This window comes from Crocinitomicaceae bacterium, assembly GCA_016708105.1.
Classification (GTDB): domain Bacteria; phylum Bacteroidota; class Bacteroidia; order Flavobacteriales_D; family Crocinitomicaceae; genus JADJGJ01.
The window spans coordinates 328,659-347,784 of sequence record JADJGJ010000001.1; the positions used below are offsets into that span (position 1 = coordinate 328,659).

At 37.7% G+C, this 19,126-nt stretch carries 13 protein-coding genes and 3 pseudogenes; 3 read left to right on the forward strand and 13 right to left on the reverse strand.

Translation table 11 applies throughout. The features are described from left to right. Positions 1-48: 48 nt before the first annotated feature. Both IPH66_01295 and IPH66_01300 read right to left on the reverse strand, forming a co-directional pair. Positions 49-729 carry a response regulator transcription factor gene (locus IPH66_01295; protein MBK7127989.1) on the reverse strand — a complete coding sequence of 227 codons (681 nt, stop codon included), beginning with the start codon at positions 727-729 and terminating at the stop codon, positions 49-51. Positions 730-785: 56 nt separating this feature from the next. After that, positions 786-2,003, reverse strand: coding sequence for a porin (locus IPH66_01300; GenBank protein MBK7127990.1), 1,218 nt, complete (start codon positions 2,001-2,003; stop codon positions 786-788). 771 nt (positions 2,004-2,774) lie between these two features. Here IPH66_01300 and IPH66_01305 point away from each other — a divergent pair. Beyond that, entirely contained in the window at positions 2,775-4,484 is a 1,710-nt protein-coding gene (locus IPH66_01305; protein ID MBK7127991.1) for a Na/Pi cotransporter family protein, read from the forward strand. Between the two features lie 469 nt (positions 4,485-4,953). Here the strand turns inward: IPH66_01305 and IPH66_01310 are convergent, their stop codons facing one another. Beyond that, a complete protein-coding gene (locus IPH66_01310; GenBank protein MBK7127992.1) occupies positions 4,954-5,664 on the reverse strand; it encodes a carboxypeptidase regulatory-like domain-containing protein in 711 nt (236 codons plus the stop codon). Between the two features lie 184 nt (positions 5,665-5,848). Here IPH66_01310 and IPH66_01315 point away from each other — a divergent pair, with 184 nt between their 5' ends. After that, positions 5,849-7,189: an amino acid permease gene (locus IPH66_01315; GenBank protein ID MBK7127993.1), complete on the forward strand. Its 1,341-nt coding sequence runs from the start codon at positions 5,849-5,851 to the stop codon at positions 7,187-7,189. 343 nt (positions 7,190-7,532) lie between these two features. On the opposite strand, the gene IPH66_01320 is transcribed toward IPH66_01315, so the two are convergent. The 9 genes and pseudogenes from IPH66_01320 to IPH66_01360 all read right to left on the reverse strand — a co-directional run bounded on the left by IPH66_01320 (position 7,533) and on the right by IPH66_01360 (position 15,880). Further along, entirely contained in the window at positions 7,533-8,525 is a 993-nt protein-coding gene (locus IPH66_01320) for a hypothetical protein (GenBank protein ID MBK7127994.1), read from the reverse strand. Between the two features lie 311 nt (positions 8,526-8,836). Beyond that, positions 8,837-9,946: a Fic family protein gene (locus tag IPH66_01325; GenBank protein MBK7127995.1), complete on the reverse strand. Its 1,110-nt coding sequence runs from the start codon at positions 9,944-9,946 to the stop codon at positions 8,837-8,839. A 591-nt stretch (positions 9,947-10,537) separates the two neighbouring features. Next, complete coding sequence (locus tag IPH66_01330) at positions 10,538-11,140, reverse strand: hypothetical protein (GenBank protein ID MBK7127996.1); 603 nt, start codon at positions 11,138-11,140, stop codon at positions 10,538-10,540. Positions 11,141-11,444: 304 nt separating this feature from the next. Further along, on the reverse strand, positions 11,445-12,107 hold the full coding sequence (locus tag IPH66_01335; GenBank protein MBK7127997.1) for a hypothetical protein: 663 nt from the start codon (positions 12,105-12,107) through the stop codon (positions 11,445-11,447). Between the two features lie 634 nt (positions 12,108-12,741). After that, entirely contained in the window at positions 12,742-13,455 is a 714-nt protein-coding gene (locus IPH66_01340; protein ID MBK7127998.1) for a hypothetical protein, read from the reverse strand. 300 nt (positions 13,456-13,755) lie between these two features. Further along, positions 13,756-14,062 (reverse strand): annotated as a pseudogene (locus tag IPH66_01345) (helix-turn-helix transcriptional regulator). After that, positions 14,046-14,396, reverse strand: a complete 351-nt coding sequence (locus IPH66_01350; GenBank protein MBK7127999.1) for a type II toxin-antitoxin system RelE/ParE family toxin — start codon at positions 14,394-14,396, stop codon at positions 14,046-14,048. Before IPH66_01350 ends, IPH66_01345 begins: the two are co-directional and overlap by 17 nt. A gap of 891 nt (positions 14,397-15,287) precedes the next feature. Then, positions 15,288-15,587: a HigA family addiction module antidote protein gene (locus IPH66_01355; GenBank protein ID MBK7128000.1), complete on the reverse strand. Its 300-nt coding sequence runs from the start codon at positions 15,585-15,587 to the stop codon at positions 15,288-15,290. Positions 15,588-15,598: 11 nt separating this feature from the next. Continuing rightward, on the reverse strand, positions 15,599-15,880 hold the full coding sequence (locus IPH66_01360) for a type II toxin-antitoxin system RelE/ParE family toxin (GenBank protein ID MBK7128001.1): 282 nt from the start codon (positions 15,878-15,880) through the stop codon (positions 15,599-15,601). 793 nt (positions 15,881-16,673) lie between these two features. Between IPH66_01360 and ltrA the strand changes: the two are divergent. Then, positions 16,674-17,921: pseudogene (gene ltrA, locus IPH66_01365) on the forward strand (group II intron reverse transcriptase/maturase). A gap of 6 nt (positions 17,922-17,927) precedes the next feature. Here the strand turns inward: ltrA and IPH66_01370 are convergent. After that, positions 17,928-19,125, reverse strand: a pseudogene (locus tag IPH66_01370) (IS256 family transposase). Position 19,126: the final 1 nt, after the last annotated feature.

Sequence of the window (19,126 nt, forward strand, 5' to 3'; positions counted from 1 at the left end):
TAAGATTAGCAGGAAGGTTATGCGCCCTTTCTTAGACAGAGTTTGAAATCAATACTCAAACTTATATCCAACGCCTTTTACCGTGATGATATGGTCTTCACCCAATTTTTCACGCAGCTTGCGGATGTGAACATCAATGGTGCGTTCTCCTACCACTACTTCATCACCCCAAACAGTTGACATGATTACGTCACGCAGAAATACTTTTTCCGGTTTTGACATAAGCAAGGCAAGCAGTTCAAATTCTTTGCGTGGAAGTGACATTGGTTTGCCATCTTTAATGACCAGATATTTTTCTTTATCTATTTCAATACCCTGGGGAATATTTTTTTCATCAGCACTCTTGCTGCTTGTTTTGGCTGATCTTCTCAATAAAGCACTGATGCGGCTGGTGAGCAATTTTGGTTTGATAGGTTTGGTGATATAGTCATCTGCACCGGCTTCAAGACCTGCAATTTGTGAATAATCTTCACCTCGCGCCGTGAGAAAACAAATCATGGTAGTTGAAAGTTCAGGAACAGCTTTTAGTTTTTCACATGTTTCCATGCCATCCATTCCGGGCATCATGACATCAAGCAAAATCAAATCAGGTTGATGAGCCTTTGCAAGTAATAATCCCTCTTCACCGCTTTTTGCATCATGTACGGTATATCCTTCCTTTTCAAGATTGTAACGGATTAACGTCCTGATGTCCGGTTCGTCGTCGATGATTAGAATGGAATAACTCATGATATTATTTTAACCAAAGGTAAAAAAATATGTACATGATTCTATTAAAATCAGGATTAGAAATTCAACTGTACTTGAAGTCTTATCAGAGATCCCATCTCGTCATAATCAGTGGTAAAATCTTGATATTGTCGGTTTGAGAATACATAGGCAGCAGTGATTTCAAAATATTTATAAGGTTGCCATTCAATACCGGCTTCAATTTCACGAACCAGATAATTTCTTGCGTCTTTTTCAAGTTTTTTACCTCCTTCGTAATACTGATATCGAGTGTAAGGAGTGAATGACTGGTTGAATATTTTTGTTTTATAACATAACGTAACATATCCTCCTTGTAGGGGTAGAGTTTTAATTGTTGAGTCAGCACGGTCAAAAGTTGGACCTACCCCACGCGTGTATTCAGCTTGAATTCCAAAAGGTTTTGGATATAATACCAAGGAGACTGCTGATCTTTTATCGGTATATGTTGCACTTGTATTTGTTATAACACCGCTAGACAAAAGATCTTTAGGCATAGTATACTGTCCTGTGTAGCCCATCAACGAAATCTCAGCAAGCTGATTTTTTATTCTGAATGGATAAGTAATTCTTGCTGCCATATGAAGTTCGTTATTTAACTCAACTTTGTTGGCTGTCTGACCATTGTACACGCCAAAGCTTAGCAATCCATAGTTACCTGATCCCTTGAGATCCTGATCAGAAATTTCTTTGTACAAATCAATGATTGGTTTTGGAGTGTACATGAAAAACACCCCCATATCACGTTCATTAAAAGTCCCACTATTCATTGCATCAGAGCGGTCTATACTTAAACGAACCTGACTTGACTGTAAATTGTCAAATCCATATGGGACTTTACTCTGTCCTATTCTAAATTTAAATGAGTTATTCTTGTCAAGACTAAGGTCAAGATAGAAATCTCTGAGTTGCGCAAAATGTTGTCCTGTAGAAGATCCGGAACTAACATTATTGGCAAAGTCTGTTTGCATATAAAAATAAACTCGTGGGTGCAGTTGACCTGAAACCACCAAACGAGCCCGACGAAGAAAAATGCCTCCGTTATTGCCCCATGATTTATCACATTGGTCGCAACGCAAATCAGGATTTGTTTCTCCCAACCTGTTATATCTTACCTGGGCATACCCTTTAATTGAGAATGAGTCGTACCATTTTTTTTCAGTTTTATTCACTTGTTTGTTGGTGCTGTCCGACTGAGCTAAAACTTTTGTGTTTGAAATCATCAATGTGATTAATACTAAGAAACCAATTTTCATTTACGTTTTTTTTAGTTGCAGGAATCATCTACTTTCCATTTTCATATTCAGTTTACAGTTCCATTTTTACATGCCTGATAAACAGTCAAACATTATTGAAGTGTTAAAAAAATGTTGCCGCAAAGTTGTTATAATGTCTTTTAAGTAAAACTATTGTTAAGTAAATCGTAATATTAATTTAACACCAACATGATGCACTGTATGTTGAATATCTGCTCTGAAATGCTTGTAAATTAGTATTTAAGCGTCTAGTGATAATCACATAGAAAATAGATCGACAAATCTTGTTTTGGATGCCTATAACTTAACATTAGCTTAACATAAGTTTTGACTTTTAGAAAACACGTTCCTTTACATTTGCCTTTCTTTGAATTTATGCTTTCAGTGGCCAGAAAATTGGTTTACCTCATCTTTCTTCTGATTGGATTTCACGTCCACGCTGCTGATTATGTCAATGAATCAAATCAGCAACCAACTTATTTAAGCAGCAACCCATTTGTACATACATCTGCCGTTGTTGAAGATGATGCAGCCATCATATCATGGGTTATAAATAGTGAAGAAAATTTTGCCGGATCTGTTCAAATAAGATATAGTACTGAAACAAAAATTGCGCGCATCAATACCGGAATATCTTATTCTGAATGGACAACTATTACTGATATTCCGTTTGATGCAGGTGAATTTAAAATTGAAAAACTTGAAACGGGTCAAAGTTATTTGTGTGAAGTTGGATTGCAACATGATGGTAAGATTGTGTGGTCAGACACCATGAGTTTTGAAATTCCAGGCAGAGGTCCATTTATCAGTATTTTAATTCTTATTGGTGCCCTCGCTCTATTCTTGTATGGCATGAAAGTAATGAGTGAAGGCATTCAAAAAGCAGCCGGTCAACGCATGAGAAGTGTATTACATTCCATGACATCAAACCAACTGAGGGGAATTACTACGGGCTTTATCACCACAGGTATCATTCAATCATCAAGCGCTACTTCGGTGATGATTGTAAGTTTTGTCAACGCCGGATTACTCAATTTGCGCCAGGCATTTGGTGTAATCATGGGAGCAAATATTGGTACCACAATTACCAGTTGGCTCATTGTAATTTTTGGTTTTGGTAAGTTTGATATATACACCCTTTCATTGCCGGTTATGGCAATTGGTATGCCGCTGCTCTTTTCAAATAAAAGTGTACGTAAAGCTATTGCCGAATTTCTAATTGGTTTCGCACTTTTATTTTTAGGGCTTGAATTTTTGCAAGAGAGTGTGCCTAATCTTTCTCAATTGCCTTCCGTGATGAATTTTATCAAAGACTGGTCAGGTGAAGGATTTTTGTTTTTACTGGTTGCAATTTTAATTGGCACAGTCATTACCATGATCATTCAATCATCAAGTGCTGCTATGGCGCTTACGCTTATCTTGGTGAGTCAAGGTTACATTTCATTTGAAATGGCTGCAGGTATGGTGCTTGGTGAAAATATTGGAACAACGATCACGGCAAATCTTGCTGCGCTGGTGGGTAATACTGACTCCAAAAGAGCCGCTTTGTCTCATACCATTTTTAATTTCTCCGGCGTACTTTGGATGATCATTGTGCTGCCCTGGTTTTTAAAATTGATTGAATTGACCATGGTGAGCGGATTTGGTTTTGTTGATCCTTTTGCTGACCCAAGAGGACAAATTATTGCCCTGTCTGCTTTTCATACTTTGTTCAATTTATGTAACGTGTTGGTGCTTGTTGGATTTACTGATCCAATTATCAACTTAACACGTAGAATTTTTAAATCAAAAAATAAAGATGAAGAATATCATTTGAAATTTATTCGGTCTGCAACTATTTCAATTCCTGAACTGGCAGTTCTTGAAGCCCAGAAAGAGGTTGCGCATTTTGGTAAAATTACTGCGCGCATGGCAGAATTTTCAAAACAATTATTGTTTGAAAAAGAAGGTGCTGAAAAGAAAAAGATATACGAACGTATTGAAAAATATGAAATCATCACAGATCGTATTGAAGTAGAAATTGGCGATTATCTGGCAAAAGTTTCTGAAACTAATTTGTCTGAGAGCACCATGTTACATATTCGTTCTATGTTGAGTATTAATGGTGATTTAGAACGTGTAGCTGATATTTTCTTTCAGATGTCTAAAGCGATTGAACGCAAAGACAATGAAAAAATGTGGTTCACCCCTGAACAAAGAAATAACCTGGCCGAAATGTTTATCCTTGTTGAAAAATCTCTGACTATTATGAATGAAAATCTTGACAGAGAATTCCTCAAAGCTGATCTCAACAAGGCCATGGAATGTGAAGAACAAATTAATGCTAAGCGAAACGAACTGCGCTCAGATTATTTTGAAGAACTTGAAAAAACAGAACACAAAATAAAAAGTGGCATTATCTATAGTGATCTTTTTTCATCGCTTGAAAAAGTGGGTGATCATGTCATCAATGTTTCTGAAGCTATGGCAGGAAAAATTTAATCTTCTGTTTTGCTTGCAATCACTGAAAAATTAATTTACGAAATCATTACTGTCCGATAAAATATTTTAGAACGACTTTGAAACCAATGGCACCAATTGATTTCAATAAATAATCAACCGTGGGGCTTACTTTTGGTTATCGGTTTTTATTTTAGTTTCTTTCTTCTTTTGGCTTGACCCAAAAGAAGCAAAAAGTCAAGGCCCGCAAAAAAGACAGGCAATACTTCTTGCAAATTCTAAGTGCGGACGGGTGATCTCCGGAACATTTGTAATTGAAGGAACGTTATCTGCACGGAGCTTCCCGTCCTTACTAAGAATTCGCCGCGAATTATCACCTATCTTTTTTGATGGCCGGGGAAGCTTTATCTGAATATTTTACTTTTTCCCCGGACAATAGTGTTACGAAATAAAAAAAAAATCCCGAAAGATTTTCTTCCGGGATTTCCTGCTCAGCTGCGTGACACTTTCGCTATTGTCTTAACAGCCACGCATTGTACAGATCGAAATAACTCTTTGTTTCTAATATCACTACACCACCTGTTGTGTCACCATATTTAGCCGGTATACCACCGGTATATGCCTCAACACTACCTACCGCAGCCCCTGGTACCATAGCCATGTCAGTTGCCTTTACTCCATCAATATAGTAAACTGCATCTCCCGGACGTGAACCGCGAATAATCACTTCTCCACTTCCTTCAACTACTGAAATTTCTGATGAATAACTATCAAGTATGCCAAGTGGGTTGCGAATATCAGGGCTTTGTTCAATGTAATCCAATGGTATTTTTATACGCGGAATGTTTTTGTCAATCATTGGTTTTGGTGCATTGACAATGATGGGAGGCAAGTCAATAGCGCTTTTTTTCAGAACGATATTCAGGAACGTCATAGCATCACCAAAAACTTCTACGCCGGCATAAATCACCTCACCATAATTCATATCCTTTGCGTGCACATTGTAGATGCCTGGTTTTAAAACGTCAATTTCAAAATTACCATTTTCATCCGTGATGGCTCCGCGTTTTGATCCATCTTGCTCTATCCAAACTGACGCAAAAGGTATTAGTTCAGTTGAATCAGGGTTGAAGAGTTTTCCTTTAATAGTGCCGGTAGTTACCTGTGCGTGCAGCATGTTCCCTGTGATCAGTAGAATGGCTGCCATGAATAATTGTCTCATACTTTTTTTGTTTTTGTTTCTGATGATTAGATGCAGGGTAAATTATAATTCCATAAAAAAAAATCACCGCTACACTTTTTTTATTCTTGAATGCCTGATTTTTGTTGAGATGCGGGCAGATAAAAAAAATTGCAGTACTTTCAACACATGTTAACAGTACATTGTATTGTGCCCAAGTATTTTCATGTCAGAAAAAAAATCAGTTAATACCACCATTCAGCCGCAATTGCGCCTGCTTGATTTAACCATGATTGTGGTGGGTTTGGTTATTGGCATGGGTATTTTCAGAACTCCACCTGAAGTTGCACAAGCTGCCCACGTGCCCTGGATTTTTTTTACAGCCTGGCTTGCAGGTGCTGTTGTCACCTTAATTGGTGCCTTAACATTTGCTGAAATTGGTTCACGTTTTCCACAAGCCGGAGGTTATTATAAATTATTTTCTCATTGCTACCATCCGGCTTTTGCTTTTATGGTAAACTGGATTATTGTAATTAGCAATGCTGCGTCAACTGCGGGTGTGGCTATTATGGGTACTGAATATATTTTGCCTATGGTAATGCCAAACGCACAAGATGAAGTATGGGTAAAAATATTTTCAGCCTTAGCGGTGATGATACTTTTTTTATTTAACTGGCTTGGAATTAAGGCGGGTTCACGTTTGCTCAACCTGCTGATGTTTGTGAAAATTACCTTGCTGGTAATCATCATTTCATCCATACTTTTTGTTGATGCACCGACAGATACGATTAGTCATACATTGCCGCAGGGCGTAACATGGTGGCATGCACTTGGTCTTTGTTTTATTCCGGTTTTTTTTACTTACGGTGGTTACCAACAAACCATGAATTTTGGTGGTGATGTGGTGAACCCGGCACGCACTTTTCCACGCGCAATATTTATTGCCATGATGCTTGTAATGGTACTTTATTTTGCGGTGAATTATGCCTACGTGCATGCGCTGGGTTTTTCAGCTGTACAAAATTCAAAAACGCTTGCCGCTGATGTCACCGGATTAATTTTTGGCGACACGGCTCATAAAATTGTTTCTGTGCTCATGTTTTTTTCCGTGATGGCCTATGTCAATGTTTCCCTAATGAGTAATCCACGAATTTATTATGCCATGGCACAGGATGGCGTATTGCCAAAAGCAATGAAAAAAATAAATTCAAAAACTCAGGTCCAGGAAGCAGGCTTGATTTTATTTACGGCATTTATTGTAGTGACTTTATTTTTTACCGGATCATTTCAACGCATTTTAGAATACGTGATGTTTTTTGACAGCATTGGATTTATTACCGCTGCCGCTGCACTTTTTATTTTGAGACGAAAAACAAATACCCTTGCAGAAAATAAAATATTTACCATGTTCGGATACCCATACCTGCCCATAATTTTCATTGCCGGATATATTATGCTAAGTGTAGTTGTACTAACCGCCGAACCCAATGTGGCAATCTATGGCGGACTGCTTTTTATTTCAGGCTGGCCCTTGTTCTACCTGTTGCGTTATCTTGTGAGGGGTTAGGGCTTAGGGAATAGCCAATAGGGATTGGGAGTTGACCAAAGCCACACTGACGCATGGAGCCGAACACGTAAAGGTGATTGCGCCCTTACAAAGTCCAACCTGACCATTACAATTACCTTGAAACGTCTGAAACTAAAAGGCTACGATTTTCTGTTGAAAGATTATTTTGCCGCGATATTTATTTAGATAAACCCCTGCTTGCATGAGACCGTCAGGCAGGCATCACTTTGCGAACCGCCGTATGCGAGACAGCATCTCGAAAACTTTCGGGAGTGGTGTGAGAGGCGAACACTATCGAGGTAACTCGGTAGGGCCGTCTACTCGAATAGCGGCTGTTACTAGGCTAATACATTCCGCTGGCAAATTGTTCTGTGTCAAAACGCCAAAGAAATTTGTCAGTTTGTTCCTTATGTGTTCTGAAAAACTCTAATGCTAATTTAGACATTAACTTTTTTGCATCTTTTTTTACTTCTTCAGATTCTAGTGTTTCCTTCCAACTACCGCCGTAAATGAATTCCGCGCCACGAACGGTGCAGACTAGGACTAGTCCATTAAGAAACTTCTTCCGCTTAATCTTAAAGGTGGACAAGTTATTTTCTTTTACATAGATTCTGCAGGCGTTTATTAATCCATCCATAACACCATCCACTAACGAACCACCACAAACTGTGTGAACGTCATTTGCAAAACTAATTATGTTGGGTTTAGGAAACCAGTCGGTGCGGTAGGCCAGCCCGATTTGATAATTGCGCGAGTTAATTGTATCGTCAAAGGTTAATAGGAATTCTGGTTTGCCTAAAACTTCCTTTGTAGCACGATTAAATAGATAAAAGATTCCTTCTGGGAAATGATAATAGTTCTGAGTGAAATATTTCTTTCGGTTATCAATTGTGACTATTTCCGATTGACGGTTCAAAAGTGCAACTGTAATAATTTTTTCGTCCAATTTTATCGAATCAATGACATCCGAAAATATCCCATGATCAATTGAGAAATTTATTTCTAAATTATTTTTGTTAGAGAAATTCAGGTCAAATTTTCCGGAAAGCGCTTTCATGACATTCGGGAAATAGTGCTGGGAAAGCCTATCTTCATTGAACTTTTCGACAATTACGGTTAAATCATTTGGCGATTCGAGATGAATTGAAAAATCGTCGTCTCCGGATATAATAATCTTAAAAGTTATTTTGTCGCTTTTACAAAGTTCAATGCAGTCAACTAAGAATCCACGTAGGAGTCCAGCAACACCGTCATTACCAATATACATGGATGGACGTTTCCTCATGTGGTCCATGTATTCCTTTGATGTTGATGGTTCGCTTTGATTATTATTCATGCTTCTTTGGATAATTGCTGCTAACGGCAGTCTGTCTAAAAACCAAAATCTGCCTCTTGAGAATCGAATATATGAAATTTTTCATGGATCACTACCCGAATATTTAATTTTCAGCAGGAGGTTTTTAGACAGTCTGACGGACTACGCATAAAAGTAGTAGCGCAACCTTGATTAAATGTACTGAACTTAAAAGTACCCACCAAGCGGAACAAAAACTTTTTTAATAATCCATAGAAATCGGGAGTGGTGTGAGAGCCTAACCCTATTCCCATTTGGGGGTAGGGTGGGCTACTCGATTACCTGCTGGCATTTTATTTCATTTTTTTCAATTCATAATTTGTACTTCTTCCGCCTGCGGACTTTTTTTGTAATATATCCTTATTTATCAAGTCATTAATGTCTCTGATTGCGGTATCTTTTGAACATTTTGTAAGCTTAGCCCATTTCATTGAAGTCAGTTTGCCCTCAAATCCATCCAGTAATTTGTTTAATACCTTCTTCTGTCTCTCGTTAATTATTGTCTTTGAATTTCTATTCCAGAAATCTGCTTTTAACAAAACTCGTGTAAGAATATTATCGGTTGCTTTTAATGCATTAATTAAACAGCATAAAAACCATTTTATCCATTCGGATATGTCAAGGTCTCCTTTTTGGGTTTTTTCAAGAATTTCGTAGTATTCTTTTCTTTCTGTCCTAATTTGAGCAGACATACTATAAAATCGCTGTGTGCTTTTATCTGATTGAGCTAATAACATATCAGTTAAGGCTCTTGTAATTCGTCCATTCCCATCTTGAAATGGATGAATTGTCACAAACCAAATGTGAGCAATTGCAGCTTTTATTACTAAATCAATTTTATTTTCTTCGTTAAACCATTTTATAAAACGGTTCATTTCCATTTCGATTAAATCAGCATCGGGAGCTTGAAAATGAATTTTTTCTCTCCCAGCAGTACCCGATACAACTTGCATTTGTCCAGATGTATCTTTTCTCCAATCGGCAACTGTTATTTTGAAAATTCCACTTCTACGCATTGGAAACAATGCTGCGTGCCAATCAAAAAGTCTCTCTGTTGTCAATGGATTAAAACAATTTCGGGTCGCATCAATCATCATTTCAACCATCCCATCTACATTTCTATCTGACATAATTGCACCAGCAAATTCCATTCCTAATCTTTGAGCAATTGAGGAACGGACTTGCTCAGGATTTAATATTTCTCCTTCAATCTCTGCAGATTTTAATACATCCAAAGTTAACGTTTCAAGTAAAGCTTCATCTCGTAATTCAAATCCCAGAGATTCCATTTTACCAATTAATCGTCCTTGTAAATTTCTCGCCTCGCTCAGAAAATTAAGGAACTCGTCATTATTCCATGTGAAATTTGGCCAATTATCTTTCTGATGTATATAATACCCCATTCGTCTTAAAACTTGCAACAAATATATGGTTTATTCGTCGCAACTTAAAATATTCGTCGCATTATTTGCATCCAATAGACCGTTTATTCGTTGCACGATGCTCTTTTATGCTTACCGCTAACGGCAGTCCGTCCAAAAACCTTTTTTGATATAACCACTAACCTAAAATTAATCAATTAAACGAGTTTTAAGCAATGATTTTTTGAGATTTTATTAAAGTGAATTTGCGTTTGACAAAAAAAAATTGTGCTGAAAAATTTCTTAAAATCATATCAAATTATACAAAAGAATATTGCTGGTACGCATGAGGGTTGCAAATGAAAATCCGTGACGTAGGCGCAGGTCGCGACCTACGCCTACACGACGATCAAACTTGCAACCCGTTTGGTTCAACCTTTAATGTGTCAAGTCAAAATATTTTTCGATTTATAATGTTTGGTTGTGAAAAATTCCGGTGCAAAATGGCAACACAATTTTCCAAGAATTAACAGCATAAAAAATAAATAAATTATTTTGACATATCGAATCCAAGGTGAGCGCTGAGATCAGGGCTTGAGGTTTTACATAGCAGGAGGTGTTAGCCAAAGTTTATTAACCTATTGGCGGTTCGAATTGCGCTCCAGTAATTCCGTATTCAAAATATTTTTCTTTAGTGCTCTCAGAAACGAAATGAGCTAGATTGCTATACTTTCCGTTTTGAACAAAATTTATTTTAAATATTGGCGGATAATTTATGTTAGATAGGTACTTAGCATTCTGAGGATTGAAGTATTCTTGTCCATTTGACTGATTCAGTTTGGTCCGAGACCAATCAACACAATCAAATGGTTCCAACAGATAGAAAGCAACAAAGTTTTCATTAATTGCATCGTGATTTTTTTCGTCATAAATTATTACAGGATACAATTTATGCTTCATTTCTCGGATGCCTAAAAAAATATTTACAAGTTCTTTCGACATAATCGGAAGTTTAAAGTCCGCCTTGAGCCATTGATGTTCGTCGAGATTTTCGAATTTGCACAATGATGTTACAAACTCAAGTGGAACTTTAATATTTAGTTCTGGGTCGAAAGAATTTACTTGAGCTTGAACTTTGCGCCATATATAGTCCGGAGTGCCGTCTAAAGTATAATGAATGTGTTCCTCATAGTACTGGAGTCCTCCACGTTTAGCTCTTAAACCATATAATTTCATTTCTGATCAATTTTGCATAACGGCAGTCTGTCTAAAAACCAAAATCTGCCTCTTGAGAATCGAATATATGAAATTTTTCATGGATCACTACCCGAATATTTAATTCTCAGCAGGAGGTTTTTAGACAGTCTAACGGACTACGCATAAAAGTAGTAGCGCAACCTTGATTAAAAGTACTGAACTTAAAAGTACCCACCAAGCGGAACAAAAACTTTTTTAATACTCCATAGAAATCGGGAGTGGTGTGAGAGCCTGACCTATTCCCATTTGGGGTAGGGGGGCTACTCGATTATGCGATGTGAATTTATCCATTGTCAATTAGAGTAATATAAAATCCCGATTCTTTAAATTCCTTTACAAAAAGTTCTCTTGATACCTTTTCTCCATTCTCCAAGTGCGGTGTCGCAAGAGTGACTTGTCTACCAAATAAAGTCATTGTTGCGGTACCTGAAGTGTATTTTACTTCTGTCGTAGTCTCATTCTTTTCACCATAGTTGTGAGTGATAAAAGATGAAGATTGGAAAGTGTCAACTACACAAACAATTGAGTTTTCGGCAATTTTTAGGTACTCATTAATTTCTGCCTGCGAATAAACCTTTTTTAGTGCACGGGTCAACGTCCCGTTAGAATGATTTGAGTATTGAGGTAAAAACATATTTATTATGCTGTCATACATTCCTAAGCCTTCATAAGCAAGGCTATATAAACCATCTATTTCTCCTCGATACCACATATATCCTGTACCGCAGTTCTGTTCTACAATGTATTTTTTGTCGGCATACTCAATGTATTTAAGTGCTTGGTCAAATTTCTTTTCTTCAAGATAAATTTTGGTCAAGTATCTGCAAGCATAATTTTTATAATTCGATGTGTAGCTGCCATATCCATAAATTTTAGTAGTCGTGTCACCAGGTATGTCAGAGGAATTGTAGTATGTTCCAACGTAGTATGGTTCGTTGGAAGCCATAATTTTCAAAAACATATTTTCTGCTTCCGTCAGTCTGCCTAATTGCCAAAGTGAGCATGCTAAGGAATAGAAATCTGAATGATTCTTTTTTGTCGGTTCAGCAGTTATTAACTTTGAATGTTTTTTACAAAGTATTGAATCTTCTTTTGATGGATAATGAGATATTGAATAGTCCGTGCTTATTGATGACATTGAAAAAGAGAATGCAGAGAAGTTCCATGTCGTGTCAATTTGGAATTTAAGACTGGTTGTGTCTTGCGAAAAACAAATCTGTCCGACAAGTACAAAAGTCAAAGTCAGAAGAAAATATTTTGTATATCTGTCGTTCCTATTCATATCGCATAACGGCAGTCTGTCTAAAAACCAAAATCTGCCTCTTGAGAATCGAATATATGAAATTTTTCATGGATCACTACCCGAATATTTAATTCTCAGCAGGAGGTTTTTAGACAGTCTGACGGACTGCGCATAAAAGTAGTAGCGCAACCTTGATTAAAAGTACTGAACTTAAAAGTACCCACCAAGCGGAACAAAAACTTTTTTAATACTCCATAGAAATCGGGAGTGGTGTGAGAGCCTAACCCTATTCCCATTTGGGCGTAGGGTGGGCTACTCGATTAGGCACAGTGGTTCCTTATAGGGACGTATCCAAATAATCGTTGGTCGTTTCCGGAATATCTGGATTGTATCTTTCGACAAAAGTCTTTACGATCTTTTTAAGTGGCCAGATTCCCCACCTGGAGTGAAAAATATAAACGTGCTTGTCCATATAAAAGATATAAGCGCCACGATGCATATAGGCATACTCCATACAATAATCCAATTCCTCTGCGATTTCTTTTGCAGTATTACTATCGGAGAATTCCCATTCTTCAAAAAAAGCATCTGATGTTCGGTCTTCAGGGAAGGTAAAAAAATGGCCCCAAACATTTTTAGCCTTAAGATATTTGGTGGTATCAATGTGAAAGGTTCTACTTAGGCTGTCGTTAAAGCCTGAACGATGACTCAACAAAAAATTGGAATTATTTTGGAATGGTGCTGTCTGCCTTGTGTCTAATTTGTAAATCGGAAAGCCATCGGCGTTTATGATTTCATAGTTGTGATTGGGATAAAGGGAAACTTTAGTAAACCGAACTGTGTCTGTCTTGATTTCTATTGAGTCAAGGTATTTAATGAAACTTAAATATGTTTCTGAAGGTAGTAGGGTTGTGCTATTATTTAAAGTATCCGACGGGTTTGATATTAGAGTATCGGTATAATTTTCGCTATTGGTGATTTTCTCGTCGCTATTCGGAGCGGAACAAGATGCTAAAATTAAAAGGAAGAATATTTTTATACCGGTTCTCATAACATTGTGCCAACGGCAGTCTATCTAAAAACCAAAATCTGCCTCTTGAGAATCGAATATATGAAATTTTTCATGGATCACTACCCGAATATTTAATTCTCAGCAGGAGGTTTTTAGACAGTCTAACGGACTACGCATAAAAGTAGTAGCGCAACCTTGATTAAATGTACAGAACTTAAAAGTACCCACCAAGCGGAACAAAAACTTTTTTAATAATCCATAGAAATCGGGAGTGGTGTGAGAGCCTGACCCTATTTCCATTTGGGCGTAGGGTGGGCTACTCGATTACCGGTAAGTACCTTATATATTTACACTCAACTTCAAGTGTCCACCTAAACCTTCTCTTATTATTCTCATAAGTGTTGAAAGTCGAATGTCGCTTGCGTTATTCTCTATGCGTGATATATAAGTCTTGGTCGTGCCACATTTGTCTGCAAGTTGCTCTTGTGTCATACCTTGTTCTTTACGAAGTTCTTGAAGCATTACTCCGAGTTTAAAGGCTTCAAATTCTTCTTCATATTTCTCTCTCTTTTTTGTCCCAAGGTTTACCGTACTGCTTGTCTAAGTGTTCTGTAAACGAGGTCAAATTTTTATTTGTCTTTTTCATTGAAGTATTGTTTTTTAAGTTTCTCTGCTAATTCAAGTTCATTCTTTGGTGTCTTTTGAGTCTTTTTTTGAAAGCCATTTGCTAATATTATTATTTGTCCTTTGTCAAAAAATGCAAATACTCTAAAAATTTCAGACCCAACTTCAACTCTTATTTCGTAAATACCTGTCGAGCCAGTTAAGTGTTTAAAGTATTTCTCAGGTACTCTGTCTATTGACATTATGAGTTGTAATGTCCAGTTGAACTTTTTCTTAACTTCTGGTCTTAACTTTTCAAAAAAGTCAAGATAATATCTCTTATAGTAAAAGATTTCTCTGTTAGGTTTTTTCTCCACGAAACAAAGTTAGCTAATTAGGTAACATTTTCCAAATAGTCAATGAATTATTTTTCTGTGAGGGAGGATTTTTCGAGGTATTACCGGTAACGACTTGCCGCTTTGCCTAGTGGCGGATTTCTACCACAAATGTCTATACGAAGCACATACTTCAAGTATAGCACAAATGTTTCTACGAAGAACGTCACCCGCCATTACGATAAACCGATGTGTGCGCCCCGCATGAGCGGTAGCGCACCACTCCCGATTTCTATCGGGACTATTCAAAAAGTTTAAAAGTGCAAATTAAATTTCAGAAAAGCAAACGGTGGGTGAAAAGTTTCCAGAGGATGAAAGTTCCTTAATTGCGGAAGTAACGTTCCGAAAATTTAGCAAGTCGCAAGGTGGTTGAGAGTGATTTCAGCACTGAAGGAAGCGAGACTGCAAAAGTTGGTACTGAAGAACATGAAGTACATAAGAGGCTAATTAAAATGGATGAGCAAGCACACCATTGTGAAGTCCAAAGAACACAAGAAATTTTAATTAGTAGATGTAACAGGAATCGACGGAAGGAACACGCTCTTACCGGGGGAGGTCTTCAATGCTACGAGTTAGCGATGAAGAAGTCAGCAGAGGTCATAGTACTTTAAGCAACGAGCTGTGCGAAAAATTGGAAAACACAGATGGTCTCACAAAAGAAGGAAGGACTGAACGTAAGTTTTCGGGAAATAAACTTGAGAATGTTTCGACATAGCTCCTGATTAAAGTATCCGAATAAGATAGAATGGTGTAAAGAGCATTTTATCTGATGACTTACGAACCGCCGTATGCGAGACCCGCATCCCGATAGCTATCGGGAGTGGTGTGAGAGCCTAACCCTACTCCCATTTGGGCGTAGGGTGGGCTACTCGATTATGCAGCGTTGTTTACGAATTTTTTTATTCCACTCAGTTCCTTTTGTTTTGCACGAAATTCTTCTTCAAGATCGAAGTCGTCCTGAAGTCCGAGCCAGAATTTTGCACTGTTACCAAAATACTTCGATAGTCTCAAAGCAGTGTCAGCGGTAATTCTGCGGTTACCTTTAAGTATTTCTGAAATTCTGGTCTGAGGAATTGCAATGTCTTTTGAAAGTCTGTATGCAGTAATTTCCATTGGAATCAGAAATTCTTCAAGTAAAATTTCGCCTGGATGTATGTTTTTTAATTTTCTCATATCGTTCGGTATTAATGATAATCTACTATTTCAACTTCGGAAGCGTTCCCATTATTCCATTTGAATATTATTCGCCACTGATTATTTATTCGGATTGAATAAAAGTCTTTCAGATTTCCTTTCAATTTTTCAAGTCGATTCGAAGGCGGAATCATAAGGTCGTTAAGGTCTTGCGAGTTGTTTAACATTCTTAATTTTCTTCTTGAAGTTTCCTGAAGTTCTGTAGAAAGTCCTTTGATTCGTTCTCCCTCCCAAATTTTCTTTGTGTCTTTGTTTCCAAATGAAATAATCATGCTAACGTTATTCGTTACTTACGTCAAAGGTAAGTATTTTATTCCAGAAAAACAAATTTATCAATAGATTGCTCGGTATGCTTTGGAATCATTGCAATGCGGCATAACGGTTTCGGGCTTTGCGTTGGTGGGCTTTTGAAACCGTAAACTGTCTGCCAGCACCAAAGTTTATTAATTGCTCAAATGTTTCTCTTCGCACTGTCCGCCCACTAACGCAAAACCCGTGTGTGCGCCCCGCATGAGCGGTAGCGCACCACTCCCGATTTCTATCGGGACTATTCAAAAAGTTTAAAAGTGCAAATTAAATTTCAGAAAAACAAACGGTGGGTGAAAAGTTCCAGAGGATGAAAGTTCCTTAATTGCGGAAGTAACGTTCCGAAAATTTAGCAAGTCGCAAGGTGGTTGAGAGTGATTTCAGCACTGAAGGAAACGAGACTGCAAAAGTTGGTACTGAAGAACATGAAGTACATAAGAGGCTAATTAAAATGGATGAGCAAGCACACCATTGTGAAGTCCAAAGAACACAAGAAATTTTAATTAGTAGATGTAACAGGAATCGACGGAAGGAACACGCTCTTACCGGGGAGGCCTTCAATGCTACGAGTTAGCGATGAAGAAGTCAGCAGAGGTCATAGTACTTTAAGCAACGAGCTGTGCGAAAAATTGGAAAACACAGATGGTCTCACAAAAGAAGGAAGGACTGAACGTAAATAGGTTTTCAATTTTGAATGGACTGAAATTTATTTCATAGCCACCGAAAACGAAAGCAGGAAAAGAACAAAATAAACCAAGAATGATTGCACAAGTTGTACATCCTTACAATCTTCAAAAAGCACTACAACAAATAGTGAAAAATGGAGGAAGTGCTGGCGTGGATAAAATCCCGACAGAAAAACTAACGGAAAAATTCCGTGAGCAAAAACTTTCTTTACTTGAAGAATTGAAAAAAGGAGCGTACAAATCAAAACCCATTCTTGGGGTTGAGATTCCAAAGCCAAACGGAAAACACGTTTGTTAGGAATACCAACCACCACAGAGAGACTGCTCCAGCAAGCGGTTTCACAAGTGATAATGCCTTTGTTTGAGAAAGAATTTCACAAAGACAGTTATGGATTTCGTCCAAATAAAAATGCACGTAATGCAGTAGGCAAAGCGTGGCAAAATATCCACGACGGATTTCAGTATATTGTTGATGTAGATTTGAAAAATTTCTTTGATGAAGTTGATCACTGCCTTTTACTAAATTTAATTTACCAAAAAGTAAAATGCAGAAGTACACTTGCATTAATCCGCAAGTGGTTAAGAGCGCCTATACAAATCAAGGGCAAACTTTACAAACGCAGAAAAGGAGTTCCACAGGGAAGTCCGCTGAGTCCACTTTTGTCAAACATTTTGCTCCACGAGTTGGACAAAGAACTAAACAAAAAGGATTAAAGTTTGTAAGATACGCCGACGACTTTAGCATCTTTACCAAAACCGCAACACAAGCAAAATCAGTGAAGAAGGAAGTAGCTCAGTTTTTAAAAACAAAACTCCGCCTCACTATCAATGAAGAAAAAGCGGCATCAAAAAACCCGTTCAATTTTCAATGCTTGGATTTCGTTTTGTACCAACTTACATCAAAGGCGACAAAGGTAAATATCAATTGACGGTAGATGAAAAAGCATGGATCAGACTTAAACAAAAACTAAAATCAATCACCCGAAAAACTTCACCACTCACATTTGCAGAACGCATTTCAAAAATAAATGAAGTACAACGAGGATGGCTCAATTATTTTCGAGGTACCAGTATTCATGGAAAATTGCGTGACGCTGATTCGTGGTTAAGAAATCGTCTTCGCTATTGCATTTGGCACGATTGGAAAAAACCTGAACGAAAGAGAAAGAATTTTATTCGTTTAGGAATTGACCACGATCACGCTTACGCGTGGAGCAGAACGAGAAAAGGTGGTTGGGCAGTTGCACAAAGCCCTATCTTGATCACTACAATTACGCTGAAACGCTTAAAACAGACAGTATCCCTAAAAGTGTGTAAGTAGTTCCGGCTACGGTTTAATTCTTTCTCCAAAAATAATCATAAATTGATTTAATATTTCACCCCAACTTCTGATGGGCATGGTCCATCGTTTTGTTGCTTCTCTTATTGCTAAAAAACGGATTTGATTACGGCATCGTCTGTCGGGTATGATAGTTTATTTTTAGTGTACTTTCTGATTTTTCCGTTCAGATTTTCAATAACATTGGTTGTATAAATAATTTTTCTGATTTCAACCGGGAAGTCAAGAAACGCAGTTAGTTCCTCCCAGTTGGCGCGCCAACTTTTAATAGCATAACCGTATTTACCGCCCCATTTTTTTTCAAGGTCATCTAGAGCGATAGCGGCAGCATCACGGTTTGGAGCATTGTAAATATGTTTCATATCAGCTGAGAACTCTTTCCTGTCTTTGTAGGAAACGTACTTGCAAGAGTTTCGTATTTGGTGTACCACGCAGATTTGTTTTGTTGATTCGGGAAAAATAGCACGGATAGTTTCTGTAAATCCTTGAGATTATCGGTAGCTGTGATGAGTATATCTCTTTACGCCTCTGGCTTTCAAGTCAGTCAGTACGGACATCCAAAAGGCAGCAGATTCATTTTTTTCCAAGCCACATTCCAAGCACCTCCTTTTTACCATCAATACTAAGTCCAATAGCAATGTAAACTGTTTTTTCAACCACTCTTGAGTTTTCTCGAACCTTGAAAACAATACCATCCATCCAAACTACGAGATAGACCGGATCAAGAGCACGATTTTGCTATAAGACTCACATCGCTCAATACACGCTCGGTAATGCGAGATATTGTAGATGTTGACACATCAAAATTGTAGAGCTCTCGAATCTGTTCTTCAATATCGCTCACGGACATTCCTTTGGCATACATTGAGACAATAATATTCTCTACACCCTCAACCATGCTCTTGCGTTTTGGAACCAGAATAGGGTTAAATTCTGACTGGCGATCGCGTGGCACTTTTACCTCTATTTCGCCTTCTTTGGTTTTGAGTCGCTTGGTTATGTGACCGTTTCTGGCATTTTTACCATCGGATCTTTCATGTTTTTCATAACCAAGGTGAGCATCCATTTCACCTTCTAATAACTGTTCTATGCCTCGTTTCTGAAGCTCTTCAATAAAACTATTCAAGGCATCTCCTGTCTTGAACTGCTTTAAAAATTCTTTAGTTAATAATTCCTCTTTTTTCATA

Coding starts and splice junctions, on each gene's coding strand:
- IPH66_01295 (MBK7127989.1), bottom strand. CDS start 729: ATGAGTTATTCCATTCTAATCATCGACGACGAACCGGACATCAGGACG.
- IPH66_01300 (MBK7127990.1), bottom strand. CDS start 2,003: ATGAAAATTGGTTTCTTAGTATTAATCACATTGATGATTTCAAACACA.
- IPH66_01305 (MBK7127991.1), top strand. CDS start 2,775: ATGAGTTTTGAAATTCCAGGCAGAGGTCCATTTATCAGTATTTTAATT.
- IPH66_01310 (MBK7127992.1), bottom strand. CDS start 5,664: ATGAGACAATTATTCATGGCAGCCATTCTACTGATCACAGGGAACATG.
- IPH66_01315 (MBK7127993.1), top strand. CDS start 5,849: ATGTCAGAAAAAAAATCAGTTAATACCACCATTCAGCCGCAATTGCGC.
- IPH66_01320 (MBK7127994.1), bottom strand. CDS start 8,525: ATGAATAATAATCAAAGCGAACCATCAACATCAAAGGAATACATGGAC.
- IPH66_01325 (MBK7127995.1), bottom strand. CDS start 9,946: ATGGGGTATTATATACATCAGAAAGATAATTGGCCAAATTTCACATGG.
- IPH66_01330 (MBK7127996.1), bottom strand. CDS start 11,140: ATGAAATTATATGGTTTAAGAGCTAAACGTGGAGGACTCCAGTACTAT.
- IPH66_01335 (MBK7127997.1), bottom strand. CDS start 12,107: ATGGCTTCCAACGAACCATACTACGTTGGAACATACTACAATTCCTCT.
- IPH66_01340 (MBK7127998.1), bottom strand. CDS start 13,455: ATGAGAACCGGTATAAAAATATTCTTCCTTTTAATTTTAGCATCTTGT.
- IPH66_01355 (MBK7128000.1), bottom strand. CDS start 15,587: ATGAGAAAATTAAAAAACATACATCCAGGCGAAATTTTACTTGAAGAA.
- IPH66_01360 (MBK7128001.1), bottom strand. CDS start 15,880: ATGATTATTTCATTTGGAAACAAAGACACAAAGAAAATTTGGGAGGGA.